Origin of the sequence: Brucella pseudogrignonensis, assembly GCF_031454375.1 — a bacterium.
GTDB lineage: Bacteria > Pseudomonadota > Alphaproteobacteria > Rhizobiales > Rhizobiaceae > Brucella > Brucella pseudogrignonensis_A.
This window is the reverse complement of sequence record NZ_JAVDQT010000006.1, coordinates 162,391-174,867: the sequence shown is the minus strand read 5'-3', so window position 1 is coordinate 174,867 and position 12,477 is coordinate 162,391. Positions and strand designations below refer to the sequence as shown.

The following is a 12,477-nucleotide window of genomic DNA, read 5'->3' as shown; positions in this document are numbered from 1 at the left end:
GTGTGCGGGCTTTATGAACTTTTGATTAGAGTGCCGAACCAATCGACCTATCAAAAAGGGGAACGGTATGAATACCACCAGAAAACTCTCTGGGGCATTGCTTATTGCGTGTGGATTTCTAGTTTCATCCGCTGGTCTGGCAAAGGCTAATGACATTTCAAAGTGCATTTTATCAGGCACGAAAGGGGATATATCACTCACTCCCGCGAACCCCGGCGTGATTACTGCCGAGATCGCCCTTCCAAATCCTGGTTGGTTGAATGGCGATACTCCGGACCAGATCCTTGATGGCTTCGAATATTGCCTTGCAGCAAACATTGCTCATCGTGCCGGCTTCGACGAAGTTAAGCTTGTCGTCTCCTCAGTGCCCGCGATGATTGCGAATAACAACCAGAAGAAAGATCTGGGCATGGCAACGCTCTCCATCACGGACGAGCGCAAGAAAGTTATCGATTTTTCATCGCCTTACTTCTCTTCCGACATTGGAGTTCTGGTAAAAGCCGGTAAAAAAGTCGACGCAGATGCGATGAAAACATTCCGCATTGGCGTTCTGCAAGGGACCACCGGTGCAAACTTTGTAAGCGATCGCATAAAACCCCAAGACATTCGTGTTTATTCCGAGAACCCTGCAATGTTTGCAGCACTTATGGCTGGCCAGATTGATGCGGCTGTGACCGATACTGCCATCCTATTGGCGCAAGCAGCAAAATCGAACGGCGCACTGGAAATCGCCGGACAATATGAAACAGGTGAGTCTTACGGTGCAATTTTGCCGAAAGGCTCCCCAAACAAAGAAGCCATTGATAAGGTGATAGATGACATGCGCGCTGACGGCACGCTAAAGAAAATGGCATCGAGCTATCTTTCTGGCATATGGGGCGCTGATCCGACAGCAATACCTTACCTTCAACCATAATCGTTGGAGGAATGGTATGACTTCGATTTCTTCGGGTAAACCGACCCTACAATCTCAAAATAGCAAACGTTCTTTTGGCGCAGGTGCTGCGCCAAAAGATGTGCGCGGGTGGACAGCCTCTGCTGTCATATGTTTCTTTCTGGTTTCAATTGGTATGTGGGTTACAGCCCGCGAAGCCTATCACGAATCTGTAACACTTGATGTGCAGCCACTTTTAGCCAGCGCTATACCAGGAATAGCAATCATCTGCATATTAGCGCTTTGCTGGCCAGCTGTGCACACTATTCTGAAAACACAGGAAGTAAGAAGAGCGCTTGAGGCAGATCAACTTATAGAGGCACGCGTTGCAACCGCCAAGGCGCTGGATTACGCCCAATATACAATTGGGTTTTCCGTATTCGCAGCCGTCATTGTCGCATTCACCCAGTTTTTGCTGGCCAATGATCTTGCGGTCAGCAAAACCTTCCTCTCGCCTTCGCTCATTTGGCAGTCATTCCCTCTGATACTCAAGGCCTTCTGGGTTAACATTTATATCTTCCTGATTGCCGAAGTTTGCGTTCTTGTTTGGGGGCTTATCGTTGCAATCGCCCGACTTGTTCCGGGCAAAACTGGCGCACCTATCAGAGCACTCGCTATACTCTATACAGATATCTTCCGGGGGATGCCCGCTATCATCACCATATATCTGGTGGGGTTTGGGTTACCTTTAAGTGGTCTACCGATACTCAGCGGACTGTCAGTTGAGACTTACGCAATTATCGCACTGACTTTAACATTTGGCGCATATGTGGCCGAGGTTTATCGCTCGGGCATTGAAGGCATTCACTGGAGTCAGGTTGCGGCAGCAAGATCGCTCGGCCTCTCTTATATCCAAACCATGCGTTATGTCATCATTCCTCAGGCGGTCCGACGGATCGTGCCACCTTTGCTAAACGATTTCATTGGCTTGCAGAAGGATACAGCACTGGTCAATATCATTGGATCGGTCGACGCCTTTAATCAGGCCAAAATCCTCTCCAGCAATCACTTCAATCTCTCACCGGTTTCTGTCGTCGCTTTCATCTTCATCCTGATCACGATTCCGCAAGCGCGTTTTGTTGATCGAATTTTAGAGCGAGATCAGCGTCGGACGCGTGCGGCATAAGGTTCTTTGCAATGGCTATCATAGAAGTAAAGAATATTTCAAAAAGCTATGGCGATTTCAAAGTTTTCGATGGGCTTAATCTTGAGGTTGAAGAGCATCAGGTCGTTTGCTTGATTGGAGCTTCTGGCTGCGGAAAATCAACACTGTTACGCTGCATGAATGGTCTTGAAACCATCGACACTGGCGAAATTCGAATTCATGATGACCGCATAACAGGGCCCGGTGTCGATGTGAATGCCCTGCGTCGTGATGTTGGTATCGTTTTTCAAAGTTACAATCTGTTTCCGCATATGACTGTGTTGGAGAACATCACTCTGGCTCCTTGCAAAGTGTTGGGCCAAAGCAGAGCGGACGCGACCGCAATTGCCCTGCCCTTGCTTGAACGTATTGGGCTGGCACATAAAGCAAATGCTTACCCTGACCGTTTGTCTGGCGGGCAACAGCAACGAGTTGCAATCATTCGTGCGCTTGCTATGAGCCCGATGATCTTACTGTTGGACGAAATCACATCAGCCCTCGATCCTGAACTGGTTTCTGAAGTTCTCAACATAGTCCGCGATCTTGCCGCAGATGGTATGACCATGTTACTTGCTACTCATGAGATGGGGTTTGCGCGCGAAGTATCCAGCAAAATATGCTTTCTCGCTGAAGGCAGAGTTTATGAGGAAGGTACTCCAGAGCAGATTTTTGGAAACCCAAGCGGAGAGCGTACAGCTGCATTCCTTCAGCGCATCGTCGAAGCCGGTCGAATTTAGTTCTTTGACTTAAGATCGATATATGCCGTGATCTATTCACGAGTTAAATAATATACGTCTCCTTCGCGTTGTCCGCGAAGGAGACGACCCCTGCATCCCTGACGGGGGGCGCTGCCGGATGCAGGAATGGCGGTTTACCACTTCATCTTGAAGCCAACCCGACCAGAGATGCTATCATTTTTGATACCATTGTGGCCAAGGTTGCGGCTATAATCACCACTGGCAAACAGAGAAACTTGTTCAGTCAACTGGCCGGAAAACCCGAAACCGACTTGCCCTCTGGTTCCATCAAGGTCACTGCCTAGTGTCACGCGATTGTTGCCTTCAAGATTAGAAAAACTCGTTTTTGCCTTATCACCCATGGTATGCCAGACATTGACACGCGCCCATGCTGAATAACGTCGGCCATCTTCAGCTTTCCAATCGCGAGAAACTTTTGCGCCAATACGACCATAAACAATGTCATTGCTGGCAAAGGCAATCTGGCCAAACCGATCTGATGTATCATCCAGCGAAACATGCTGGTAGATAAGCTGAGCCTGAGGCTCAACAGTCCACCCATCATTGAGCGCATAACGATATCCGCCTTCGAGAGAGGAGATAAAACCCCATCCTGCTGTTTGCATACCAACGTTGTCGACCGAACTGCTATGCACCTGATCGTAACGTGTTCCCTGAATGACAGCGTCAGTGTACCAGCCAGTATGATCAAGATGGGTCCAATAACCACCGAAGCTATAACCATTCATCGACAGGTCACCGGCTTTACCACCATAGACGCGGTCAACATCGGCCTCAGCACGACCAACACCTACGAATAATCCCAGAAAATCAAGCGAACCATTCGCGCTCTCACCACGATACAAATCTCCACCAGCCTGGAAGCCTCCTAATGTGTAACTATAGGAAGCACCATCACGATAGAAGTCCGCGAGGTGTTGCTCAGCGTCACCAGACGCAGTGCCAGCATTTCCATGTTCACCGAACGCGCGGAACCAGAAGGCTGATGCATTCAGATCAATTGTATCCCGCCTATCGTGATATGTACCGAGCATAGCTAAACCAAACCGGGAAGCAAGAATAGGAGCGACCATGCTCAGCGGCACTTCCGAGCGATAGTCCGGAAGCTCTGGATCGGGCTTAGGCTCTGGTTTTGGATCTGGATCCGGGTTGGGCTTTGGATCAGGGTCTGGCTCTGGGTCCGGATCTGGGTCCGGATCTGGCGTCGGGTTATATGTGGAGCGCAGATACCATTGTCCATCAAACGTACCAGAGTAATCCCCAGCGTAAAGCGTATAGTCATATGCGCCCGCTGAAATACGCCCCTGCTGCACAAAGGCTCCACTGCTTGCCTGACTGGCATCGACAAGCATAATCCCATTGCCTGTTGTTTGTGCACCAAGACCGCCGGCATTATTAACGCTCAACCGGCTGATACCGTCAACAGCCCCCTCAAAAATCAGACGATCCGTCTTAGAACCGTCATCTCCGAGTTTGCTATTGAGGACAAACAGGCTATCGTCAGACGTGAAATCGCCTTTCACCGTCAGCGTCTTAAATTCATCCTCATTGGGTGAAGCGAATGAAATTGTACCAGCGCTGTCCAGCGTGTTAATGATAGATGAACCGGTAATTTCCCAGGCACTTGTGTTGTCTATCGACAATTTGTCGAGCATAGTGCCAGTATCGCTTTCACGCGCAGCCCCGGACAATAAACTTCCATCACGAAGATCAAAGTTGACTGCCCCACTGGCAACAAGAATATCACCTTCAAGCAGGGAGCCTTCCGCATTCACACTTGCAGTTCCAACAGGCATAGGAATGATGTTGGTGCCATCATTATAGATATAATCCGCGCTGGAGAACAAAAGTGCATTATCACCTTTACCGCTAACGCTGGTATTCTTGAGGTTAAATGTGCTGCTACCTCCGCCACCCACGCGTAGCGCAGGGCCTTTCGCAACATGAACCGTTGAATTTGCCACATCAACGCTATTGATGTGCTTTGTGACAGGAGTGACATTCTCCGGCGTATTATAGCCAAGCAAATATATGCCAGCAGCATTCTCGCCAGTGGTCACGATACTCGTATCAGAAATATCCATATGTGAGCCAAATGTGACGGCAGCTCCATGCGCATAATCGCCGGATGTCGCAATGGATGTTCCACCAGACAAAAGTATCCGCCCAGTACCGTGACTACGCGCACCTATGGCACTTTCACCGCTGGTTTTTATAATCAACCCACTGGCATCTATTGTCGACCGCGTTGTTGCAACTAACCCATAAGCGCTTTCACCTTCGGTCGTGATTTTAGTGCCCGAAATCGTGACATGCGAAGGCGCCCAGCTGTTCACACCACCATTGCCAGCGGCAACACCATGTCCGCCCAGGCCATAAGTAAGAGTGCTGCCACCATTGATAACTGAACGTACATTTATATTTTCAATCCCAGTGGCATTCGTCCCATGAGTGACGATGTCTACCCCATCTGTACGTAGCTTTACCTGGCTCGTATCGCTGGTGTTATTGGCTGCAAAAATCCCATTATTATAATCGCCCCAAGTCTCAATACGACCGTTGGATAGAGTTGTATCGCTATTTGTATTGGCATTAATGCCATAAGCACCACGACTTGTTGTCGGCGCATTGGTAGCAGCGTTCCAGCCAGTGCGGATATCAAAATTATTTGCGATGAGCGTACCACTCATCGCTGAAATGCCGGCACCCGTCGTGGTCGTAATCCTGGTATCGTCAACAAATATCGATGCCGCAGTCGATCCATATTTACCCTGCATCGAAATACCAACTTCGTCCGCCACGACACTGCTGCCAATCAATGACAAATGGGTCTCATCCATAGTCAGAATGCCGCGTCGACCGGTTCCGCTCCCGATAACCTCTACATTTTCCAAATAGACAGACGACCCATCACCGTAGATATTGACGACGTTGCCGGCTGCACCAGTTGCAACGAGGCGCGCTGCCTTACCGTCTGCACCGACGATCCTGACAGTACTCGGAGCAGATGAGCGATAGCTTTCAACGCGCAATGCCTCCGCAGCGCGACCTTCACTCACAAGATCAATGTCCGAATTGGTTATGGTCAAAGTACCATTTGTAACCCATACGGCCGGTGCATCCAGTTGACCGTTTGCGGAAGTCGTATGCGCGTGCGCATCCGAGTTTTCGATAATACGCTCTTGACCTGCAATAACCCGGATCTGTTGTGCAATTACTGGAGTTGCCGTCGCCGCGAGAACGATTACAGAAACACTGAGCATACAAGTCCAATGGTGGCGGCCGATAGCAGTGAATTGATTTTGGTGTTTCTGAGGCGACATGGAAGACAATCCTTACCCGAGGCCACCCTAAATAACTCTATAGAAAAAGTTAGTAATCAAACCATTTCTATTAGAATAAATAGAACAAAAATTAGACTTAATCTCCATCATAGAGATTAAGTCTAATATTCACTCCACATATCAAGCTACCATCAGGTGGGTATTTGCTTTAAATTCCATGCACTTTTATGATTTAATCAGCAAAAATAATTGCATAAAACTTCAGACGTTTTTAAAATAGTACAATAATATGTAATGTGTGTTATCCATACGCATTGCGAAAAACGTAATATATGCAATAACTTATGCAGCAGCACGTCTGAACGAAGCGGGCGTGGACCCAGCTAAACGTTTAAATAGCGTCGCGAAGTGTGCCTGATCAGAAAACCCACAGGCGAAGCCAATCTCGGCAAGCGGCAAGTTTGAAGTGCCAAGCATTTCCTTAGCTTTGCTAACGCGTAACCGCATAACATATTGGTAGGGCGTCATGTGCATTGTGGTCTTGAAACGCTGATGGAACGTCGTGCGCCCCATAGCACACAGAGAAGCGAGTTCACTGATATGTATATCGTGACCGAGGTGTTCGATTATATATTCATCAAGCCTGCGCATTTGCCTGGAGGTCAGCCCACTCAGCCGCTCAGAACTGATTGCAACCGTTGATGTGACGGAATATTTGGCCAGTAAATCTGCACAAAGCGCACGAGACATGTAGTCGATTTTAAGCTGAGAAAGATGAGCAGGCTCGTTCAGGGATTGCTTGATTGAACGTAAAAGCCAGCTCAAGCTGGTGCTTTTTTCGCCAAATACCGGCGAAAGGGAAAGCCTATCGGGACCAATTTCAAACAGCTCATATGCGACTTCATGCAACAGCTCAGGCCTCAAAAAGACGTGTACGGCCTCTGTTTCATTGCCAATAACGCAATCAACTGGAGTGAGCGGCTCTGCAATGCTGATGGAGTAAGCAGGTAACACCGCAAGCTCTTCTTGCCCTGAAATGCTTCTATGCACTTGCGTATCGCTCAGCCCCATACTCAACCAAAAGAAAGGAACCGAATGATGAGAACTTTCATGAGGATGCTCGAGTGTATGGGCAGCAAATAGCTCCTGCCAGCCGTGCCTTTGGCTACTGCGGATCGTTTCTACCTCTTTCGTAACAAAAAGAGACGTATCATTACCAAGTATTGTTGCCTTAGCTCCCTCAATGGGAAGCGACGTCGTCTCGACGACATTATTGATCGGCTGTTTCATCATTGCACACTTTGCCTGCTCAGGCTCCCACAGAATCTGTAGGGACCAAACGATTGAAATATGCAGCGCCCAGTTAGTTTATAATCCTGCTGCGTATCTAAAACAACTGCGGCTCCTAGAGAGCCTAGCTTCAATCGCGCTCAACATTTTACCAACAGCAAAACTCAGCCGTCAGTAGGCTACCTTATGTATATTAACAGATGACAATATTAAGCCTTTGATTGAAATCAATCACGCTCGAACCACCAGCAATAATGGCATAGATACGCTAGAGATATATTCTGATATCTTCACAAATATAACATACAAACCAATGACTTATAATTGCCGCATCAGCATATAATATCAGAAAAATTTTGTTTCAGTTTAATTTTGTAAAACGGACCATTGGATAAATACACAAAGAAAATAAGGACCTGCATGAAGCATACCGGTCCTTTTTGTCATTCCTCCAATTTAAAACCGATTTTTAGATCTGCTGGATGGACACCCCTCCGGCGGCCTTGATTTAGCAGTATTCGCACTGGGTAACCGAACGGAGAATATAAAACTCAATTTATATAGTTTCCGTGACTTTGCGAAGGTTCATCGGGGTATCCGGATTTAATCCCCGAGCTTGTGCAACTTCTTCGATCAGGCGATAATAGGCGCCGAGCCCAACCAATGGGTCGATCAAACCGTTGCCGCTGGACGTGATCTTGATGCTCTTTTCTGTGCCCGCATTATCGCCAATTGTGATGACGTCTGCCCCCATTCCAATAAGACGATCGATTGCTTGCTTACCTGCATCGTAGGCTTCATCTCGATTGAGGAATGCGAGCACTGGAAAATCGCTGTGTACCAGGCGGATTGGGCCGTGCATTACTTCTGCAAGCGAAAATGCTTCCGCATGAATCCCACAGGTTTCTTTGGCTTTGAGCGCGGCTTCTTGTGCAACCGCAAAGCCCGTGCCACGGCCAACCATATACATGCTTTCAACGGCTGCGAGACGGGAAACGAGATCACCATCAATTGCCGCAGTCGTTGTCTTCTCCAGAGCTTCCGGGAGTTTTGACAATGCTTGTTTCAGCGCAGCATCTCCGCTGATTTCTGCTGTAATGGCAGCAAGCGCTACGGCACCGGCTATACAGGATTTGGTAGCTGCAACGCTTTGCTCTTTACCGGCGTGCAGGTTGAGAACGATGTCCGCCTGACTTGCCAACGGACTATCAATCACATTGACCACTGCAACGGTAACAGCTCCACCCTGTTTAGCCGCCTTCTGCAACGCGACAATGTCAGGACTCGCACCCGATTGTGAAACCGTAAAATGCAAACCATCATGCAATTGCAAACGACTATTGTAGACAGAGGTTACTGAGGGGCCAATAGACGCGACAGGTATGCCTACGCTGATTTCGAAGAGATATTTAAAAAAAGAAGCAGCATGATCCGACGAGCCCCGCGCAGCCGTTGTAATAACGCGTGGCTTGAGCTGATCATAAATGCGCTTGATCTCAGCTATTGTAGCTGCTTCTTCACTCAATACGTGAGAAACAACAGATCCCGCTTCTATCGTTTCTTGCCGCATAAAAGATGTCGTAGTCATTGAAGACCTCACCATTAGACTAATAATTTTCGCGGTTTAACCCTGCAAAATCGAAGCACCGCCTGCTGCCTGAACAGCAAGACTACCACGTCTGACGCCAGCTTCCAGACAATCCAAAGCGCAACGTCCCTCGATCCAAAGATCAATAAATCCGGCGTTAAAAGCGTCGCCGGCGCCTGTGGTATCAACAACGTCGACGGCTTCAGCTGGCAAATGAACCGAGGTTTCGTCAAAACGCACCCACGCGCCCTCTGCTCCCCTCTTCAAGACAACCAGCGGAAAGTGCTCAGATAGGATATCGAGCGCTTTGCTCGGATCACTCTCGCCGGTAATTGCTTCTGCTTCTTCGCTATTTGGGAGGAAAATATCCACGCCAGCACAGTTTGTCAGGAAATCTTCGCTGTAGATAAGGGTCTCGTCCCAGCTTGGATCAAGGGAGATTGTCAAACCGGCAGCTTTTGCTTTTGCTATAAGATCAGGAATTTCGTGCAGTGTTGCATATTCAGCAATGTGCAAGTGCTTTGCATTTTTCCAGGCCAAAGCGTCTTCAAGTGTGGAAGGATGCGCTGTCCCTGCTCTTCGCGAAAGAAACGCTCTATCATTGCCTATAACACTAGCGACTGTGAGCTGCGGCCCCGCATTCTCAGACGTTTCCAAAAAACTCAGATCAAGGCCATCGATAGTCAAATCAGTCGTTAGACCCTGCGAGAGACTATCCGTACCAAGTCGCGCGACCAGCGCAACCGAGCGGCCAATATGGGCGAAATGGGCGGCGGAAATGAATGCACCTCCGCCAGCTACGATTTTCATATCACGTGCGAATACCTCACGCCCCAGTTGTGGCAATGCCTCAAGGCCCGTGAAAATGAGATCGCAATAAAGACGTCCGATACTCAGGACTGCGGGAGTTTTAAATTGCTTTGACATTATAGGCGACCGAGGCTCTTTTCTGTTTTAGCATCGAACAGATACAGACTGCCCGCAGGCGCAAAAACTTGCAGTGTACTGCCAGAGACAGGCACGGTTTTACCCGGCGCCGTTGCAATAACCGCATCACCATTCACATCAAGATGCACCAAAGTTTCAGCACCGAGCGGCTCAACGGCTGTGACCACTCCTTGCAGCGATACACCGCCGGTTGTGAGGGGGCCACCAACAGTCAGTTCATGCGGACGGATACCGATCAACACATCACCATCTGAAGAAAACTCGACCGTATCACCCTTGCGGCGCCCCTTGAGAAGATTCATCGATGGGCTACCGATAAAACGTGCTGTGAAAACATCGACAGGATTTTCATACAGCTCAGTCGGTGTGCCGGTTTGCAGAATATTACCGTCACGCATCACAACAATACGGTCAGCCATCGTCATGGCCTCCACCTGATCATGGGTTACGTAAACCGTAGTTGTCTTGAGACTCTGATGCAGACGCTTGATTTCAATACGCATCTGCGCACGCAACTGCGCATCAAGGTTGGACAATGGCTCATCAAACAAAAATGCTGATGGTTTACGTACCATCGCCCGACCGATTGCTACGCGCTGCCGCTGACCACCGGAAAGTGCTGCAGGACGACGATCAAGATAAGGTGTCAGTCCCAAGGATGCTCCGACCTCTTCGATACGCTTGGCTTTTTCAGCCTTCGAAAGCCTCGACGTATAGAGACCAAAACCGATATTCTGGCGCACACTCATATGTGGGTAAATTGCGTAGTTCTGGAACACCATTGCAATATTACGCTGCTTTGGGTCACGCTCATTGACCACTTCGCCACCAATTTTCAGATTGCCACCGGAAATATCTTCCAAACCGGCAATCATGCGCAAAGTTGTCGATTTACCGCAGCCGGAAGGGCCGACAAAAACGACAAATTCACCATCGGAAATTTGCAAATCTATTGCGCGAACCGCTTCGACTTTGCCGTAACGTTTGACAAGTTTTTCAAGTTCAATGATTGCCATTAACGTGTCTCCGCAAGTGCGCTGAATTTTTCATTAAGTTCGCGATCAGATTTTGCCTCTAACGCTGCATGTTCTGAGGCCCGGTCAGTAAAGCCTTGAGCGGCCGCATGGTAACGCGCCAGAGCTTCACCCATTGGCTTTGGTGCCGGTCCACCCAAACGGTCTCGCACGGCAACAAAATGCTGCGGCGAAACCAGTTCTTCAAATTTAGCCTGATCGAAAGATGGATCGCGTCCAGTTGCCTCATGGAAGGCTGTCAGGAACGGCGTAAAGCCATCTTTTTCCAACCCGCCGCCTTGGGCGACCACCGCGCGGGCAACTTTGGCCGCAATCTCATGCGCTTGCCGGAAAGACAGGCCTTCAATACGCACCAGTGAATCCGCCAGTTCGGTGATGGTAATGCACGAGCGGCGGATATTTTCCGCAACGCGCAATGGGTCAATGCGGATAGCCTCAATGAACGCTGCCAGCAGATCAAGCACACGACCGGCAGAGGCAAAACCCTCATAGCCCATTTGCTGGGTTTCGCCTTCACTATCATTCATGTCGGTGAAAGGCGTATTATGCATCACATCCAGCACTGTGCGGGCACGCCCCATGGTCTGGCTCGACAAATGGCGCATATGCTCAATCGGTACCGGATTGCGCTTTTGTGGCATGATTGAAGAAATCTGCACAAATGCATTCGGCACATAAATCTGGCCGACTTCAAAACTCGTCCAGAACTGGAAGTCCTGAATGAGGCGTCCAAGGTGTATGAACATCAATTCCAGCGCCGAATAGGTCGAGGTGACATAATCCACCGCAGCAATGCAGCTATAAGAATTGTGTAAAGGGGCAGCAAAACCCAACAGTTCCGCGACGCGTTGGCGATCAATAGGAAAACCTGAGGTGGTGATGGCTGCTGCCCCCATTGGTGACTGGTTGACAATCGCACGCGCTGCTTCAATCCGCTCAATATCACGGATCAGCACCTCTGTTGCTGCTGCCAGATAATGACCGAATGTCGTCGGCTGTGCCGGCTGACCATGGGTATAGGCGACAATCAATGTCGCCTGTTCGCGATCAGCCGCTGCAATGAACACATCAAGCAAGTGACGTAATTTTTCCAGCAGCACATCAATGTGCTTTTTCAAACCGAGTTTGAACAGCGTGTGATCAATATCATTGCGCGAACGTGCAGTGTGCAGCCGCCCGGCAACATCAGCACCGATACGGGCTTTCAGTTCCTTCTCGATGAGGAAGAAAAAGTCTTCAACCTCACCGGTATAGGTCAGCTCAGCCGGATTGATCTCAAGATCAATCGCTTGCAATGCAACGGCAATCTGTGCTGCCTGTTCGCGATCAAGGATGCCGGTTTCAACAAGCATCACCAAATGAGCGCGGTCAATACGACGGAAACCATCGACGTGATGTGTCTTGGCACCATCAAACAGCGGACGCAGAACGGTTTCTTTATAAACCGCATTTGGGAAAACGCTTTTGTCGGCCAATTTAGGGTCGAGATCAGACATG

9 protein-coding genes are annotated in these 12,477 nt (G+C 49.1%); 3 read left to right on the top strand and 6 right to left on the bottom strand.

Features of this window, described 5'->3' with window-relative positions; all coding sequences use genetic code 11:
- Window positions 1-67: 67 nt before the first annotated feature.
- Genes J2782_RS16875 through J2782_RS16865 form a run of 3 tightly spaced genes read left to right on the top strand, consistent with a single transcriptional unit; the run spans window position 68 to window position 2,815 of the window.
- A complete protein-coding gene (locus J2782_RS16875; RefSeq protein WP_310014669.1) occupies window positions 68-916 on the top strand; it encodes an ABC transporter substrate-binding protein in 849 nt (282 codons plus the stop codon).
- A 16-nt stretch (window positions 917-932) separates the two neighbouring features.
- Window positions 933-2,060, top strand: a complete 1,128-nt coding sequence (locus J2782_RS16870; RefSeq protein WP_310014668.1) for an amino acid ABC transporter permease — start codon at window positions 933-935, stop codon at window positions 2,058-2,060.
- Between the two features lie 11 nt (window positions 2,061-2,071).
- A complete protein-coding gene (locus J2782_RS16865; RefSeq protein ID WP_310014666.1) occupies window positions 2,072-2,815 on the top strand; it encodes an amino acid ABC transporter ATP-binding protein in 744 nt (247 codons plus the stop codon).
- Between the two features lie 134 nt (window positions 2,816-2,949).
- Here the strand turns inward: J2782_RS16865 and J2782_RS16860 are convergent, their stop codons facing one another.
- The 6 genes from J2782_RS16860 to argH all read right to left on the bottom strand — a co-directional run bounded on the left by J2782_RS16860 (window position 2,950) and on the right by argH (window position 12,476).
- Window positions 2,950-6,099, bottom strand: a complete 3,150-nt coding sequence (locus tag J2782_RS16860) for an autotransporter family protein (RefSeq protein WP_310014663.1) — start codon at window positions 6,097-6,099, stop codon at window positions 2,950-2,952.
- A 363-nt stretch (window positions 6,100-6,462) separates the two neighbouring features.
- Window positions 6,463-7,413, bottom strand: a complete 951-nt coding sequence (locus J2782_RS16855) for a helix-turn-helix domain-containing protein (RefSeq protein WP_310014661.1) — start codon at window positions 7,411-7,413, stop codon at window positions 6,463-6,465.
- Between the two features lie 553 nt (window positions 7,414-7,966).
- Window positions 7,967-8,998 (bottom strand): SIS domain-containing protein, encoded by a 1,032-nt coding sequence (locus tag J2782_RS16850; protein WP_310014660.1) that lies wholly within the window; start codon window positions 8,996-8,998, stop codon window positions 7,967-7,969.
- Window positions 8,999-9,034: 36 nt separating this feature from the next.
- Window positions 9,035-9,925, bottom strand: a complete 891-nt coding sequence (locus J2782_RS16845) for a carbohydrate kinase family protein (RefSeq protein WP_310014658.1) — start codon at window positions 9,923-9,925, stop codon at window positions 9,035-9,037.
- Window positions 9,925-10,962, bottom strand: coding sequence for an ABC transporter ATP-binding protein (locus tag J2782_RS16840; RefSeq protein WP_310014656.1), 1,038 nt, complete (start codon window positions 10,960-10,962; stop codon window positions 9,925-9,927). The genes J2782_RS16845 and J2782_RS16840 overlap by 1 nt, the downstream gene beginning before the upstream one ends.
- A complete protein-coding gene (gene argH / locus J2782_RS16835; RefSeq protein ID WP_310014655.1) occupies window positions 10,962-12,476 on the bottom strand; it encodes an argininosuccinate lyase in 1,515 nt (504 codons plus the stop codon). The genes J2782_RS16840 and argH overlap by 1 nt, the downstream gene beginning before the upstream one ends.
- Between the last annotated feature and the right edge of the window lies 1 nt (window position 12,477).

Bases quoted from the DNA above. Each gene is read 5' to 3' on its own strand.
- J2782_RS16865 (WP_310014666.1), top strand. From the start codon at position 2,072: ATGGCTATCATAGAAGTAAAGAATATTTCAAAAAGCTATGGCGATTTC.
- J2782_RS16840 (WP_310014656.1), bottom strand. From the start codon at position 10,962: ATGGCAATCATTGAACTTGAAAAACTTGTCAAACGTTACGGCAAAGTC.
- argH (WP_310014655.1), bottom strand. From the start codon at position 12,476: ATGTCTGATCTCGACCCTAAATTGGCCGACAAAAGCGTTTTCCCAAAT.
- J2782_RS16875 (WP_310014669.1), top strand. From the start codon at position 68: ATGAATACCACCAGAAAACTCTCTGGGGCATTGCTTATTGCGTGTGGA.
- J2782_RS16870 (WP_310014668.1), top strand. From the start codon at position 933: ATGACTTCGATTTCTTCGGGTAAACCGACCCTACAATCTCAAAATAGC.
- J2782_RS16850 (WP_310014660.1), bottom strand. From the start codon at position 8,998: ATGACTACGACATCTTTTATGCGGCAAGAAACGATAGAAGCGGGATCT.
- J2782_RS16860 (WP_310014663.1), bottom strand. From the start codon at position 6,099: ATGCTCAGTGTTTCTGTAATCGTTCTCGCGGCGACGGCAACTCCAGTA.
- J2782_RS16845 (WP_310014658.1), bottom strand. From the start codon at position 9,925: ATGTCAAAGCAATTTAAAACTCCCGCAGTCCTGAGTATCGGACGTCTT.
- J2782_RS16855 (WP_310014661.1), bottom strand. From the start codon at position 7,413: ATGATGAAACAGCCGATCAATAATGTCGTCGAGACGACGTCGCTTCCC.